We start from the raw sequence: 14,271 nt of genomic DNA on the forward strand, positions 1-14,271 counted from the left end.
CCCATGGGGAACACTCGTCGAGATCGGAGAGCCCCTCAGAACTCGAAAACCTGACGAGCGGTGACGCGTCCGGCCATCAGGTCGTCGAAGCAGTCGTTGACCTCGTCGAGTTTGCGCGACACCGCCGATACCGTCGTTCGTCCGGCCTCGTGCAGTGCGAACACTTCACGCAGATCTGTCCTGGTGCCGACGATCGAGCCGAGTACCGAGATTCCGCCGACCACCGTCTCGAAGATCGGGATCGGGAACACGCCGTGCGCCGGCATCGACACGCACACCAGACGTCCACCGCGGCGTAGCGACCGGAAGGCCTGATCGAACACACTCGGGATGACGGCCAGGACGATCGCGACATCGGCTCCACCGAGCGCCTGAATTGCCTCCACCGGATCGGTCGTCGCCGAGTTGACGGTGTGGTCTGCGCCGAGTTCTTGTGCGAGGTCGAGTTTTTCGTCCTCGATATCGACCGCGGTGACGAAGCCGCCGGCGATCTTGGCGTACTGCACCGCCATATGACCGAGCCCGCCGACACCGAAGATGGCCACGCGCTGCGCCGGGGTGACGCCACCGACCTTGACAGCCTTGTACGTGGTCACGCCGGCACAGGTCAGTGGGGCAGCGTCGAACGAGGAGATCCCGTCGGGAACATGGACGACATACTTCGCATGGGCGACAGCGTATTCGGCGTACGCACCGTCGATCGAGTAGCCGCTATTCTGTTGCGTCTCGCACAGCGTCTCCCAACCCGAGACACAGTGATCGCATTCGCCACATGCCGAACCGAGCCACGCGATGGCGACTCGCTCACCGATTCTGTCCTTCGACACCTGCGACCCGACCGCCTCGATCACTCCGATGCCCTCGTGCCCGGGGACGAAGGGCAAGGTCGGCTTGGCCGGCCAATCCCCCTGCGCAGCATGGATATCGGTGTGACACACACCGCACGTCTCCATCTTCACCAGCACCTGTTCGGGCGCGGGCTGCGGTATCGGGATGTCCTTGACTATTAGGGGCCCGCCGAACTCGGTGACAACAGCTGCTTTCATCGTGAACTTCCTCCAACATCAGAAACCGGTGCCGTTCTCGACCGTCGAGCAATGCACACCGTCGATGATCGGCGCTGCGGCGGTCGGCGCGTAGGGCCGGAAGTCATCGACCGGTCGGGACGTCTCCCGAGGTGCGCGTGGGGAGGCAAAAGGCACAGCAGTCATGGACTTTCGCCCCTGGTGACTCTGGCGATCAGGGGCCACACTAGGCACCATGGACACTTCTGCACCCTCCGATTCGAAGACTTGCGAACGATGAACCTGTGGAGAAGACATCCGGGCGTCCGAACCGGTGATGCACTGACCACGGGTGAGCGTGCGGCGGATTACGTCCGAAACGGAATGGGCTCCTGGCCGTTCGTCTTCCTGTTCCTGGGCGTGATGGCGCTGTGGGCCGCGTACAACCAGAACGACGGGTTCGATCCGTACCCTTTCATCCTGCTCAACCTGTTCCTGTCGATGATGGCAGGACTGCAGGGTGCCATTCTGCTGATCTCGGCCAAGCGCGCGGACTCGGTGAGCAGTGAGGTTGCCGTACATACACTTTCGAATACCGCACTGCTGCAGGACATGATCGAAGCGAATACCGTCTTGACCGAATCGGTGGCACAGTTGGCGGCAGAGATTCACGAGCACGTCTGCCCGTCCGCTCGGCGCGTCGGTGCAGGCACGTTCACGAAGGTTACGAGCCCGGTGTCCCAGCCGTGAGACAGGCAAGGATCTCTCGGGCCCAATTGCACACACGAACCCAGTCTCGGAAGTCTCCGGCAACCGCGCCGGAGTTGTCGAAGATCTGACGTTCGCCCACCGAGAGCCGTTCCGCGTCGAGCCGACCGGGAAATGTTCGATGCGAGGACGCATCCAACATCGATACCGCGCGTGCGGCGTCGGCGGTGTCGTTGACCGGTCGGTCGCTCGAATGCAATGGCCCGCAGGAGAACAGCCACACGGGTGGGTGCGCAGACCCGGAGACCCGCTCGACGAGCCGCTTGGCGGTGGGGACCCACCGATCGGAATAGACAGCACTTCCGATGACCAGGGCGTCGTAGCCACTGATGTCGACGACGGAATCCGGAGCGCAGACATCGACCTCGGCTCCCCCGTGCCGGAACACGCGGGCCATCTCCTGCCCGAGCGAGTTCGTCGCTCCGTGCCGTCCGGCGGTCGAGACCAGGATTCTCATGCGGTGCGACTTGCGAGGCGGTTCGTGTACGCCGTGATCCGCCACCCTCGGAGGGCCACGAGAACTCCCAGTACGCCGAACATGCCCTGCAGCCAACTCGTTTCGCCGATCACAAGCGGTTGGACCACTATCCAGGCAGCGAGCAGTACGCCCGCCGTGTGGGCGATGGGGCCGGTCTTGCCGCCACCCGCCAGAGCCGATGCCGCCGCCAGTCCCATCGGCACTCCGACGACCAGAACCAACGCGAGGCCGGCGAGCGCCGTATTCGACAGCGGCAGGCGTGCGTGCGCCTCGGTGCCCAGATCGATGGCACCCGAGGCCAACCCGATCGCGCCACCGAAGGCGTTGATGGAAATTCCGGCGCACACTGCGCCCAGCCACGGCCATCGTCGGTCCCTCGTGGTGAGTGCTCGTGTTGTCGACATCATGAGCTCAGCGTGGCTGCCGAACAATCCGGGAGCTAGGGCACAAGGTCCGCCGCCACGAGGACTTCTCTCCACTTCGCGATGAAACCACGCCCGAACATCACGCGCTTGCGCGCTACCCACGGTCGCATTCACGGGCCACCGCCCTCGCCGTATCGGGACCTTGTGCCCTTACTTACGAGTGCACGGCGTCGGAGACTCGTAATCGACGCCGAACACACGGCGGTGAGGGGTAGGTGACCGCATGCTCGCAGAACTCGCGCACCGGTGGTGGCGTCGAACTCCTTGGTGTTCCAATCCGCTGATGCGACTGCCCGACAGGATCGAACGAACGGCGTACGTCGTCGGTGTCGCGGTCCTTCTGTTGCTGATACCCGTCGCCGCGACGATCGGTTCGGTGACCTACAGCGACCTGTCGACGCGGTCGCGTCAGCAACGGGCACAATACGTTCAGGTCGACGCCCGAGTGATCGACACCGTGCAGTCCACGAGTACCGGCAGCGACAGCACCACGCTCGCCACCGGTGTCGCAACGGTGCAATGGAGTGCACCGGACGGGTCGATTCGCTCGGAATCGACCGAGGTTCCCTCGGACGTCCACATCGGTGAGACCACTCCGATTTGGTGCGACGCGAACGGAACCCTCGCGCGTGCGCCCGTCAGCGAAGTCGGTGCCGTCGTCAACGGGGCCTCTACAGCCGTGTTCGTGTGGGTTCTCGGCGCGGTCGTGGTCGGATTCCTGGTCTATCTCACCACCGTGGCCGGTGATCGAGTTCGCATGCGGCGTTGGGACAGCGACTGGAAAGACTTCCTGCAGGCGCGAAACCACCCCTCGCGGTAAAGCCGTCGAGCATCCGCCGTTCGAGGAGACGATGACATGAGCGATCTCGACACCGAATATCGGTCCGCCCGCATCGACTACGACCGCAAACTCATGCGCAGCCCTCTGGCGGCGCAGCTGCGTGTTGTCGAGCAGCTGATGAGACTGATGATGGCCGAGCAAGGCGTGCTGCACCCTCGTGATCTCGTTGCGTCGGCGCTGCCGCCGAACATGCACCCGACGCTGAACTCTGCCTGACGTCGGCGGGGTCGTATGACCTTCGAGACGCTCGCCCTGTGTGCCGCGGTGGGTTTGTTCGGCCCACTTCTGGCGCTTCCGCGTGGGCTTCGGATACCGGTTGTCATCGGAGAACTCGTCGCTGGAATTGTCATCGGTCACACAGGCTTCGGCGTCATCGATCCGAGTGAGCAGACACTGAGCTTTCTGGCGCAGGTCGGGTTCGCGCTCGTGATGTTCGTGGCGGGCAGTCAGGTACCGATTCGCGATCCTCGACTGCGGGTCGGCCTCCGGGTGGGCGCTGCGCGGGCTGTGGCCATCGGGCTGCTGGCTACCGCACTCGGCTGGGCCGTCTCCACTGCGTTCGATCCACCGCACCCCGGTCTCTACGCGGTGTTGATGGCATCGTCCTCGGCCGCGGTCATCATGCCGATAGTCGAATCCAGCAAGACGGCCACATCCGGCGACACTTCGACCTCACCGGACTGCGCCGCCGAATCCACCATGTGTCTGCCCAGCGTAAGTTCGCTCTCGAATTGCGACTCAACCTGGTTCTGCTGTTCGGCCTCGCGGCCCTCGCGGTCCACACTCACGCGTCGGTGATGCTGGCCGGCTTCGGCTTCGGACTGGCCATCGCTGCGATCGGAGAACCGCGACGTCTGGCGAAACAGCTGTTCGCCATCACCGAAGGTTTCCTGGGTCCGCTGTACTTCGTCTGGCTCGGCGCGTCACTCGACCTGCGTGCACTGGGTGGCCACCCGAGCATGATCGTGCTGGGGCTCGTGTTGGGTCTGGGTGCAATCGCGGTGCACGGTGCGATGCGCGCGACAGGCCAGCCCGTCGGGCTTGGGATACTCGCGGCCGCCCAACTGGGCGTTCCGGTTTCGGCCGTGACTCTCGGGGAGCAGAGCAGCGTGCTGGCACCCGGTGAAGGCCCCGCCATCGTGCTCGGCGCACTGGTGACCATCGCGGCGGCGGCCGTCATATCTCGGTCTGCTGCTCGTCGTCCTGCCTGAGCGGTGGGCCAGAACTGCGGGGCCCAACGGCGGGTCTTCGGCGCCGCAAGGCATTTGGTTGTTTCGAGTCTCCAGGGATGGGGAATAAGCGTTGTGGAACGATCGGCACGACGCGAAACGGATCACGACGATGACGGATGACCAGGTCTGGCGCCTCAAGGGTGCGTGCATCGAAGACATGGATGCATACGACTCGCAACAACTTCCTCGGCACGGACGCAAACGCGCAGAGAAGGCATGGCGGCTGTGCGCCGACTGCCCGGTGTTGCGGAACTGCGCCGAGCAAACGGCTCGCGATATCGAGTCGGGTCGAATTCCGGTCGGCGTGGTCGTCGCCGGCGCGGCGTACCACGACAATGCCAGCAACGGTCGGCGTACGGATGCCTACCGCACCCTCGAACTTCTGATCGGGAGACCTCTGGCCAACCCGGCTGCCTGATAACGAGGCGGTTACGGAACGCTACGCCGCCGGTAACGGCTGCGGCACGGTCTGCTACAAATCGCGCGTGTCGTTCGGTCTCTGACCTGCGTCGACGCAATGTGCGCGACAATATCCTCATGAGCGCTGCGCACGTGACAAGGATCGAGGGCCCACTCGATCCGCAGGACGCGTTGGCGCGTCGCGCGCCGATCGAACAGGCAAAGGGAATCCTTATGGCGGTTCATCGCATCACCGCCGACGAGGCGTTCGCTTTACTGGTCGCAAGGTCGCAACGCGACAATCGTAAAGTGCACGACATCGCTCGGGAGTTCGTGCACGAGATGTCCCACCTACCCTGACCGACAAGGCGACCCCGCACGCTGTGTTTTCAACGTACGGGGTCTGAGCAATGCGGCAGTCCGGACTACTTCATCACCTGTTGTGCTGTATGCCCTGCCGCAGCTGCCCGAAACATGCGCTACGGCACACCACCGGCTCGACGGTCAGAAACGCGCGAGAATTGCTCGGGCGCAACGGACTACGGTGGCGCGGTCGTACGACATCACATAGTCGAATTCACGATCCGCATCGGCTTCGCCCCGGTGTAGATCGATGGCGGCGAGCACTCCGCAGAAATGCGGGCCGAGAACTACCACGTTCCACTCCTCGACGAGTGAGTCCGTCGGGTCGAGCGGGGCGTGCACGATGCCGCCTTCTTGCACGTAGCCCATCCCCACGCCGTAGACGCCGGCGTACGAGATCTGCTCCGCCATCGACACCCACCGCGCACGACTGGTCGGTGTGAAATGCTCGGCCCGCTGAAAGGTGCCGAGTACCAATGTTTCCGGGCCCGACGCCGACGCCTGCATCTCCAGGGACGTGCTCATGGCCACCAACAGACGCTTGGTGCTCCGCGTCGCGACCTTACCTGCGGCGGCAATCGCGTAGGGCGACTCGAGCGCGGTGGCGGGGGTGCTCCAGGTGGGGAACGGCGGCATGATCTCCGCGGCGTCGGCCGGCAACTCTTCGGTCGTCTGAGCAGCCGGGTACAGCTCGCCCACTCCGTAGGTGGCACCGAGACCGAGTGCCCGGCTGCGGTGCACGGCGGTGTCGACTCCGCTGGCCACGACCACGGCCCCGGTTCGCTCAACCTGAGCCGACACCGCGTGCGCCGTACGGGCGGTGGCCAGATCGGGCCTGGTGGAGACCATGGAGGAAGACAGAATGATGACATCGGGTTCGATGAGCGGCAGCAGCGTCAGGGACTGCGGTCGGCGACCGACGTCGTCGACGGCAACCACTTTTCCGTCGCGACGTGCTTTGTCGATCGCGGCCAGTGTGCGCGCCGGGCTGTCCACGAGTGCCGCCTCGGTGACGACGACGATGTCGCGGCGCAACTGTTCTTCGGTGGCTTCGTCGAGTGCTGCGAGCGAGTCGACATCCATCGAGACCAGCATCGGTAGCCGAACGGCGCTTTCGAGCCGGGCCACTCCCCATGCGAGAACATCGAGTTCACGCTTGGCGTCCATGGCGCGAGCGGCGCGCTTGAGTGCATCGGCGGAGGCGAGTGGACCGTCCATCGGGCCGCGCAGTTGTACTTCGATTGCTGCGAGCGCGCCGTTGTCCAGTCGACAGACCGGGGCGAAATACGGCTGCACCGTCAACTCTCCCGTGTCCGTGTCGACTGTTGAACCAACTTCGGCCAGCGCGAACGTCACACCACAGTTTGACATGAAAAAGCCACCCCCGTCACGCAGGGGTTGCTGTCTGTTTCAAACCTCTTCGGGTCGTCTTTTCTCGCTGACGCCAGCTTGAACGACTCAGGTATCACCGAAGCAATACGGCGCGTCTCGTTTCGGTAACGAACCATAACGGTTCGATAACGCCACAGGATGAGTGTCCTACGCGCCCATCATGCCGACTCCCCCAGGAAAAACGGGCCGAAAACCCATGAAGCACATACCTTCCGAGGTGCCGACCAAAATCAATACCAAGACTTACAACAAACATACCGACCGGATTGTGACTTGTCACTGTCTTGCAAAAGAACATATCCGACATCCATTTCGTCGTCCTAATGTTCGTTTCGGCTGCCGGAGAATCGGAGCCACCGGATGCCCGTCTGGGAGCCGGAAGCTGCTCGGACTTGGAGGATCGATGACGCTCAACCTGCCGTCCCGTACCCGAACGTTCACCACTGTCGCTGCTGCAGTCGCGATTGCCGGGGCCACCCTCGGTGCCGGAAGTGCCGCTGCCGCCACCATCTCACCGGCGAATACCGCCTTCACCGCACCCGGCACGATCGTCGTCACCACACCGGCCTCGTTCGGGGTGCCCGTCAGCTGCTCGATCACCCTGTCCGGATCCACCAGCGCGGACGGCTCGTCGGCGTCGATCACCGACGCGAAGATCAGCGGATCGAACCGCCTCTGCGGCCTGCCGCAGCTGAAGAACCTGCCCTGGACCCTCACTCCCACCAGCTCCACCACCGGTGAGGTCTCGAACGTCGGCTTCTCGCTTCTGGGCTACAACTGCGGGCCCGCAACGCTCGCAGGTTCGTTCGACAACATGACCAACACTCTGACGTCGAGCAACCAGCCGATGTCGGGCAACTGCACGGTGAACAGCCTGTCGGTGCAGCCGAACCCGGCATTCACCTTGTCCTGATCGCCAATTCCTTTCCAGCACAACAACAATATTCAGGAGAGCACGTGAAGATCCGTAACAAAGCCGTCGTCACCGCGACGGCCTTGGCGTCGAGTGTCGCTCTGGCGACCTTGGTCGCCGGCCCGGCCAACGCTGCCGACACCCTTCCCATCACGTTCCAGGCCGACACCACGACCGTGATCGCCAAGACCGGCCAGCCGGTGGTCTTCCCGACCACCGCTCTGGCCACCGACGTCGACCTCGTCGGCGGAACGGTGACCGGCACTCTTGCCTTGCCGCAGGCGTCGGCCGATCTCAAGCTCGGTCCGGCGACGCTCGCCAACTTCACCATCTCGATCGTCGACGCCACTCCGGTCTCCGGCACCATTGCAGCCGGCGGTCCCGCCGAGGCACCGCAGCTGGAGCTGAATGTCGCGCAGAGCTTCAAGATTCGCATCGACTCCGTCAAGCCCCTCGGCATCGGCGGCACCGGATCGTCCGGGTCGGCGGCACTCGACCTGATTCCCCCGGGTAGCAACTGCGTCACCAGCGAGACCACCGCCAATCTGACCGGTGCCCTCGACGCGATCGATCTGATTCAGAACAACGAGGCCGACACCCATGTGAAGGGCACGTACACGATTCCGCAGTTCCAGAACTGCGGCACGTACACCTCGTTGCTCAACGGTCTCATCGCCGGCCCCAACAACACCCTCGACGTGCACCTGACCAACCCGGTCTTCGACGTCGGAACGCAGCAGGCCATCGCGTCCAAGGTTGCTCTGTAGCAACATATTTCGACTTCGTTGACGGCGTCGACCGGTTCCAGTAGCGGGATCGGTCGACGCCGTCGCTCGTCAGTGCGGCTCGCCGGCCGGCCGCGGCGATCGAGGCTCGCCCTCCGACAGGGCGACGCGGTCGCCGCCGAGCCCCTTGGCCCGGTACATCGCCCGGTCCGCGCGACCCAGCAACTCTTCCACTGCGGTACCGATCTCTCGCGCGTCGACAACCGCATGCGCGACGCCTATCGAGGCGGTCAGCGGGGACCGATCGGTGGCGTTGCACAGTCGGATTCGTAGTACCTCAGCGCTGGCGACAACCGAGTCACGGTCATCGAGGGCAACAATGGCGAACTCTTCGCCGCCGAGCCGGACGGTGATGGCGGGTGCCGGAAACACGTCGAGGATGCGGGAGGCCGCCAGCCGGATCACGGCGTCTCCCTGCAGATGGCCGTATCGGTCGTTGACGGCCTTGAAGTTGTCGATGTCCATCACCACGGCCGTCATTCCGGTTGCCGATCCCGGCCGTAGTCGCAGGTTCCCGATCGCAGCGTCGAATCCCCGCCTGTTCTGCAATCCGGTGAGGGGGTCGTAGAACGCGCCGGTGGCATCGCGTCGCAGCATCATCATGAACGTGTGCACGATCAGCGGCGCCGAGAACATCACCAGTATCAAGATCACCAGGTAGACCGTGGCCAGTAACCGTAGTTCGGGTTCGGCCACCAAGGCCGAGCCGTACAGCACCGCGGTCGTGACCAAGGCGAAACCGTAGTGGGCAGTGAGCAGCTTGGGACCGTGGAACCCCACGACGTAACTGCCGATGACGGTGAACAGGGCGGCGGTCGGCAGAACCGTCGTGGGAACACCGATGGTGAGCACCACGGCCGCGAGGACGACGTCGGCGTAGAAGACGAAGGCGATCGACATCTGCCAGCTCGGCCAGCCACCGACCCACCAGGCGACCCCGACCGGGATTGTCGTAGCGACGGTGAACCACAGTGCAGCCGTACCCAAAGTGCCTTCGGCGAGGCCCGGCACCACCAACCCGATGGCCGCCGCCGCGCCGAACAGCCAACACCAGAGGCCGATGAGGATCTTCGTGATCTCGAGCGCCTGCTGCGAGCGCGCGAAGGCAACGTTCCATCCGTAGTCGACTGGAAGTGCCCACCATTCGCGCAGACTGTTCACGTATCTCGAGCGGCTTTCCTCGTGTCCCGACTTGGATGAACCAGTGAACCACAGAAGATACCGCCTGGTACGCGAACGGCAGATGTCTTCGGCAGGCGTCAGCCGCGCATGCCGTCCGCCAATTCGAGCACTCGGCCGGCATAGGTGCCGACGAACGCGTCGAGTGCCTGCTGCGACAACTCGGGGCAACCAGCTCGGCGAAAGTAATGTTCGAGATCGACCAGCCGGTCACCCATCCCGACGCGTTGACGGTCGAGCGCCTCGAGCTCGGTGACCAGTGCTTTGAGCTCCGCTACCTTGCGCAACACGTCGTCCATCGCCGTCACCGTCCACTCGCTCGGGTGTCATATGTAGGAGCGGTGGAGCAAGGCTTCCCTCCTCGCTCCACCGACTCGAACTCTACTCCTGATCGAACAGGTGTGCGAATCATATCGGCACATTCGCCGGTTTGTACCATCCAACTTGTGCACAAACCCGAGAAGTGACCTACAGTCTGTGCCATGCTCCAGAAAAGGGGTCCGAACGGCGTTCGGCCGCCAGGCTCGACCAGCCCAATCCAGTTGGCACTCCTAGCAATACTCATTATCGCGGCGATCGCTCTCGTCGTACTCGCCATCGCCGAGGGCCGCTTCTAGCCGTTCGCCATCGAGCGTGTGCGGCGATGCCCCGCGTTCACTCCTACCGCTTCGCCACTGACGCTCCGCGGGCTGCGCCGGCATTCTCGCCGACGCAGCCGTTTCGGGTCAGGATCCGAGGATTGCGCTCACTGCGGTACTGCCGCTCTCGGCACTTCCGCTGCCGATGAGCCCGAGGATGACGTCGACGATGATCTTGGCGATGAATGCGTCCATAACTACTCCTGATGTGAAGTACCCCCGACGGGATACAGACGGACCTGCGAGTGCCGTGACCATTCGTGACCGATCACAACGAGTCGGAAGGTAGCAGGCCGATTCGACCAAACGGTGACGCTGTGACTGCCGCAACAATCCATCCGCCTGATGTACAAATATCTTGATTTGTACACACGGGATACAAATTGCGCGTATTGTCCACAGCACAGTGATCCGCCCTACACGAGGAGTGACGATGACGGCATCGAATGTCGACGATCAGGCACAGGCGCCCGTCGACGAGTGGCACGACCGCAAGCGATACCTCTGGCTCATGGGCCTGATCCCGCCGACGGCGGTGTTTCTGGCAACCGGCCTGGTGTGGGCTTTCAACCAGCTCGGCTGGAACGCCGTGGCACCGGTCTGGTGGTGGATCGGTGCGCTGCTCGTCTACGGGTTGCTCCCGATCCTCGATCGGTTCTTCGGACCGGACGGCGACAACCCGCCCGACGAGGTGATGAAGGCGCTCGAGGAAGACAAGTACTACCGCTACTGCACGTACGCCTACATTCCGTTCCAGCTCGCCAGCCTGGTGTTCGCCTGCTACCTCTGGTCCGCCGACAACCTCTCGTGGCTCGGCATCGACGGCGGCCTGGGGCTGCTCTCGAAGATCGGCCTGGCCATCAGCATCGGTGTCATGGGCGGCGTGGGCATCAACACCGCGCACGAGCTCGGTCACAAGAAGGACGACCTCGAGCGCTGGCTGTCGAAAATCACACTGGCACAGACGTTCTACGGCCACTTCTACATCGAACACAACCGCGGTCACCATGTGCGCGTCGCTACTCCCGAGGATCCGGCGAGTTCGAAGTTCGGTGAGAGCTTCTGGGCCTTCCTCCCCCGCAGCGTGTGGGGAAGCCTGCGGTCGTCCTGGGAACTCGAGAAGACTCGCATGGAGCGACTGAGCAAGAGCACGTGGAGTATTCACAACGATGTACTCAACGCGTGGCTGATGTCCGTCGTCCTCTACACGGTCCTTGCCGTTGTGTTCGGCCCGATCGTGTTGCCGTTCTTGGTCGTTCAGGCAATCTACGGCTTTTCGCTGCTCGAAACGGTCAACTACCTCGAGCACTACGGCCTGCAGCGCCAGAAGAAGGACAACGGCCGTTACGAGCGATGCACCCCCGAGCACAGCTGGAACTCCGATCACATCGTGACCAACATCTTCCTGTATCACCTTCAGCGACACAGTGATCACCATGCCAACCCCACCCGGCGCTACCAGACTCTGCGCAGCATGGACGGAGCACCCAACCTGCCGAGCGGTTACGCAAGCATGATCTCGCTGGCCTACTTCCCGCCCGTGTGGCGCAAGGTGATGGATCATCGCGTTCTCGATCACTACGACGGCGACATCACTCGCGTCAACATCCAGCCGTCCAAGCGGGAGAAGGTCCTCGCCGCATACGGAGCGAAGTGATGGCTGCCTACGAGTGCCCGGTGTGCGAGTTCGTCTACGACGAGACCGCGGGCGCACCACGCGAGGGCTTCCCGGCCGGAACTCCGTGGTCCGAGGTACCCGACGAGTGGCCGTGCCCCGACTGCGGCGTCCGAGAGAAAATCGACTTCAGGAGCAAGCAATGAAGCTTTACCGCTGTGTGCAATGCGGATTCGAGTACGACGAAGAGCTCGGCTGGCCCGAGGACGGCATCGAACCCGGCACGCGTTGGGACGACATTCCCGACGACTGGTCGTGCCCCGACTGCGGTGCGGCCAAGGCCGATTTCGAGATGGTCGAGGTCGAGCGCGGGTGACCGCTCGCCAACCCGGCAACGTCGTGATCGTCGGCACCGGGGCCGCCGGATACACCGCCGCCACAGTGCTTCGCGCCGAGGGTTTCACCGGATCCATCACGATCGTCGGTAGCGAACCGGAGACCACGTACCGTCGACCGACTGTCTCCAAGGAACTGCTGCTGGGTACGAAATCGGTCGATCAGGTTCAGCTCGGTGCAGCCATCGACGGGGTCGATGTACGCACAGGCGTCACGGCTACCGCCGTCACCGATTCCGAGGTGCACCTGGACGAGGGAGCTCCGGTCCCGTACGACGCCATGCTGCTGGCAACGGGTTCTCGTGCACGGCAACTCGACCTACCGGGTGCCGAGCATGTGTTCACCCTTCGCACCGCAGCCGATGTCGCCCCGCTGCAGGCCGAGATCGTCCGAACGAGATCACTGCTGGTGATCGGCGGCGGCCTGATCGGGTGCGAGGCGGCGGCAGCGGCACGATCGCTCGGCGCCGAGGTCACGGTGTTGGAGGCGGCATCGGCTCCGCTGAACCGGATCGCACCGGCCGCGATCTCGCAGATGTACCGAGACCTGCATTCCGACAACGGCGTCACGATGCACACCGACGTCGCTGTGACCGGCCTGGAGAAGCTGGCCGACGGCACCGTTCTCGCAACCTCCGCGGACGGTCGTTCATGGTCCGCCGGCACCGTGCTGGTGTCCGTCGGCTCGGTCGCGAACACCGAGCTCGGGGCAGACCTGGGCCTCGAGACCGCGTCGGGAATCCTGGTGGACGCCGGCATGCGCACGTCGAGACCGAACATCTACGCCGCGGGCGACGTCGCCGAAGTTCCCAACTCGGTACTCGGCGGGACGTATCGGAGTGAGCACTGGAACGGAGCCGTCGATCAAGCCACCCGGGCGGCCCGATCCATCCTCGGTCTCGACGTCGGTGCTCTCGATGTCCCGTGGGGATGGTCCATACAGCACGGCGTCAACCTGCAATTCGCGGGGTGGACCGATGCACACGACGAGTATTTCGTGGTGCGCGGCTCCATCGAAAGCCGTCGGTTCACGGCCTGCGCGGTGCGCGACGACAGGCTCGTCGGGGCAATCGGGGTAGGTCATCCCAAGGACATCCGGCAGGTCCGCACCCTCATCGCGAGCGCGGACCCCGTCGATCGGAACAATCTCGAAGAAGGTTGGCTGGACAGGCCACATGCGGTCGTTCGATAGAGTCGTGTTCATGCCCGCCGCCGAACAGACGTCGACTCCCGGTCGATACCGTGAAGCCGCGTCCACTCTGGCGCGCGATGTGGCGCTCGATGCGCTGCGCGAGTTGTTGCAGGAGCGCAACTGGCGCAACGTCACGATGAGCCACATCGCCAAGGCCGCGGGGTTGAGCAGGCAGAGTCTGTACAACGAGTTCGGTTCGCGACGCGGCGTCGCACAGGGGTATGCCATCAGATTGACGGACGCATTCGTCGCGATGTGCGAGACCGCGCTGTACCAACACGAGAACGATGCGTCCGCCGCTCTGAGACAAGGCTTTTCGTCGTTCTTCGAGCTCAGCGGTCTGGATCCACTCGTCCGATCTCTGCACAGCGGCGACGCGCCGGAGGATCTTCTGCGCCTGATCACCACCGACAGTGAGGTGCTGATCGACCGTGCGGGCGAGCGTCTGGCGGAGACATTTCAGCGTGGATGGGTGGGCGCAAGTCCACGACAGGCCGACGTCATCAGCAAGTCCATCGTGCGCCTGGCCCTGAGCTACATTCCCGAGCCGCCCGACGATGTCGCCTCTGCCGCAGACGATCTCGCCCTGCTGCTGACGCCGTTCATCGACTCCATCGCCGACGGCAACTGACCTCAGCGCCCATAGTTCGTA

21 protein-coding genes are annotated in these 14,271 nt (G+C 63.8%); 14 read left to right on the top strand and 7 right to left on the bottom strand.

Annotation, left to right across the window (positions count from 1 at the left end; genetic code table 11):
* Nucleotides 1-35 precede the first annotated feature (35 nt).
* Together adhP and CH268_RS27830 are read right to left on the bottom strand one after the other, a co-directional pair.
* Entirely contained in the window at nucleotides 36-1,046 is a 1,011-nt protein-coding gene (adhP, locus tag CH268_RS08820; RefSeq protein WP_032371845.1) for an alcohol dehydrogenase AdhP, read from the bottom strand.
* Nucleotides 1,047-1,064: 18 nt separating this feature from the next.
* Entirely contained in the window at nucleotides 1,065-1,211 is a 147-nt protein-coding gene (locus CH268_RS27830) for a hypothetical protein (protein ID WP_155289616.1), read from the bottom strand.
* Between the two features lie 90 nt (nucleotides 1,212-1,301).
* On the opposite strand from CH268_RS27830, the gene CH268_RS08825 reads away from it, so the two are divergent.
* Entirely contained in the window at nucleotides 1,302-1,754 is a 453-nt protein-coding gene (locus tag CH268_RS08825; RefSeq protein ID WP_094663388.1) for a DUF1003 domain-containing protein, read from the top strand.
* Here CH268_RS08825 and CH268_RS27835 read toward each other — a convergent pair.
* Complete coding sequence (locus CH268_RS27835; RefSeq protein ID WP_176457124.1) at nucleotides 1,729-2,229, bottom strand: flavodoxin domain-containing protein; 501 nt, start codon at nucleotides 2,227-2,229, stop codon at nucleotides 1,729-1,731. The genes CH268_RS08825 and CH268_RS27835 overlap by 26 nt on opposite strands.
* Nucleotides 2,226-2,657: a hypothetical protein gene (locus CH268_RS27840; protein ID WP_176457125.1), complete on the bottom strand. Its 432-nt coding sequence runs from the start codon at nucleotides 2,655-2,657 to the stop codon at nucleotides 2,226-2,228. The genes CH268_RS27835 and CH268_RS27840 overlap by 4 nt, the downstream gene beginning before the upstream one ends.
* 241 nt (nucleotides 2,658-2,898) lie before the next feature.
* Here CH268_RS27840 and CH268_RS08835 point away from each other — a divergent pair, with 241 nt between their 5' ends.
* The 6 genes from CH268_RS08835 (at nucleotide 2,899) to CH268_RS28175 (ending at nucleotide 5,507) form a co-directional block, all read left to right on the top strand.
* Nucleotides 2,899-3,495 carry an Rv1733c family protein gene (locus tag CH268_RS08835; protein WP_094715760.1) on the top strand — a complete coding sequence of 199 codons (597 nt, stop codon included), beginning with the start codon at nucleotides 2,899-2,901 and terminating at the stop codon, nucleotides 3,493-3,495.
* A gap of 36 nt (nucleotides 3,496-3,531) precedes the next feature.
* On the top strand, nucleotides 3,532-3,732 hold the full coding sequence (locus CH268_RS08840; protein ID WP_094663394.1) for a hypothetical protein: 201 nt from the start codon (nucleotides 3,532-3,534) through the stop codon (nucleotides 3,730-3,732).
* Between the two features lie 15 nt (nucleotides 3,733-3,747).
* Nucleotides 3,748-4,314, top strand: coding sequence for a cation:proton antiporter (locus CH268_RS28415; protein ID WP_314733877.1), 567 nt, complete (start codon nucleotides 3,748-3,750; stop codon nucleotides 4,312-4,314).
* Nucleotides 4,248-4,727 carry a cation:proton antiporter domain-containing protein gene (locus CH268_RS28420; RefSeq protein ID WP_308436823.1) on the top strand — a complete coding sequence of 160 codons (480 nt, stop codon included), beginning with the start codon at nucleotides 4,248-4,250 and terminating at the stop codon, nucleotides 4,725-4,727. The genes CH268_RS28415 and CH268_RS28420 overlap by 67 nt, the downstream gene beginning before the upstream one ends.
* 130 nt (nucleotides 4,728-4,857) lie before the next feature.
* Nucleotides 4,858-5,166 (top strand): WhiB family transcriptional regulator, encoded by a 309-nt coding sequence (locus CH268_RS28170; protein WP_135043299.1) that lies wholly within the window; start codon nucleotides 4,858-4,860, stop codon nucleotides 5,164-5,166.
* Between the two features lie 119 nt (nucleotides 5,167-5,285).
* Entirely contained in the window at nucleotides 5,286-5,507 is a 222-nt protein-coding gene (locus CH268_RS28175) for an ANTAR domain-containing protein (protein WP_228139345.1), read from the top strand.
* Nucleotides 5,508-5,651: 144 nt separating this feature from the next.
* On the opposite strand, the gene CH268_RS08860 is transcribed toward CH268_RS28175, so the two are convergent.
* On the bottom strand, nucleotides 5,652-6,881 hold the full coding sequence (locus tag CH268_RS08860) for an EAL domain-containing protein (protein ID WP_176457887.1): 1,230 nt from the start codon (nucleotides 6,879-6,881) through the stop codon (nucleotides 5,652-5,654).
* Between the two features lie 424 nt (nucleotides 6,882-7,305).
* On the opposite strand from CH268_RS08860, the gene praA reads away from it, so the two are divergent.
* Both praA and CH268_RS08870 read left to right on the top strand, forming a co-directional pair.
* On the top strand, nucleotides 7,306-7,815 hold the full coding sequence (gene praA, locus CH268_RS08865) for an alkane oxidation protein activator PraA (protein WP_032366927.1): 510 nt from the start codon (nucleotides 7,306-7,308) through the stop codon (nucleotides 7,813-7,815).
* Nucleotides 7,816-7,859: 44 nt separating this feature from the next.
* Entirely contained in the window at nucleotides 7,860-8,582 is a 723-nt protein-coding gene (locus CH268_RS08870; protein ID WP_032392238.1) for a hypothetical protein, read from the top strand.
* Nucleotides 8,583-8,651: 69 nt separating this feature from the next.
* On the opposite strand, the gene CH268_RS08875 is transcribed toward CH268_RS08870, so the two are convergent.
* Together CH268_RS08875 and CH268_RS08880 are read right to left on the bottom strand one after the other, a co-directional pair.
* Entirely contained in the window at nucleotides 8,652-9,761 is a 1,110-nt protein-coding gene (locus tag CH268_RS08875) for a GGDEF domain-containing protein (RefSeq protein ID WP_094663398.1), read from the bottom strand.
* A 98-nt stretch (nucleotides 9,762-9,859) separates the two neighbouring features.
* The gene (locus tag CH268_RS08880; RefSeq protein WP_094621470.1) at nucleotides 9,860-10,078 is read right to left on the bottom strand and encodes a hypothetical protein; all 219 of its coding nucleotides are present in this window, start codon (nucleotides 10,076-10,078) and stop codon (nucleotides 9,860-9,862) included.
* Nucleotides 10,079-10,850: 772 nt separating this feature from the next.
* Between CH268_RS08880 and CH268_RS08885 the strand changes: the two genes are divergently transcribed.
* From CH268_RS08885 to CH268_RS08905, 5 genes are read left to right on the top strand one after another with little or no spacing between them, the layout of a single operon-like run.
* Complete coding sequence (locus tag CH268_RS08885) at nucleotides 10,851-12,074, top strand: alkane 1-monooxygenase (protein ID WP_094663814.1); 1,224 nt, start codon at nucleotides 10,851-10,853, stop codon at nucleotides 12,072-12,074.
* Nucleotides 12,074-12,238, top strand: a complete 165-nt coding sequence (locus tag CH268_RS08890) for a rubredoxin (protein ID WP_032366929.1) — start codon at nucleotides 12,074-12,076, stop codon at nucleotides 12,236-12,238. The genes CH268_RS08885 and CH268_RS08890 overlap by 1 nt, the downstream gene beginning before the upstream one ends.
* Entirely contained in the window at nucleotides 12,235-12,408 is a 174-nt protein-coding gene (locus tag CH268_RS27845; RefSeq protein ID WP_027495558.1) for a rubredoxin, read from the top strand. The genes CH268_RS08890 and CH268_RS27845 overlap by 4 nt, the downstream gene beginning before the upstream one ends.
* A complete protein-coding gene (locus tag CH268_RS08900) occupies nucleotides 12,405-13,619 on the top strand; it encodes an NAD(P)/FAD-dependent oxidoreductase (RefSeq protein ID WP_176457888.1) in 1,215 nt (404 codons plus the stop codon). The genes CH268_RS27845 and CH268_RS08900 overlap by 4 nt, the downstream gene beginning before the upstream one ends.
* Nucleotides 13,620-13,629: 10 nt before the next feature.
* Entirely contained in the window at nucleotides 13,630-14,250 is a 621-nt protein-coding gene (locus CH268_RS08905) for a TetR/AcrR family transcriptional regulator (RefSeq protein ID WP_094663816.1), read from the top strand.
* Nucleotides 14,251-14,271 lie beyond the last annotated feature (21 nt).

This window comes from Rhodococcus sp. 06-1460-1B (assembly GCF_002258475.1).
Taxonomy (GTDB): Bacteria; Actinomycetota; Actinomycetes; order Mycobacteriales; family Mycobacteriaceae; genus Rhodococcoides; species Rhodococcoides fascians.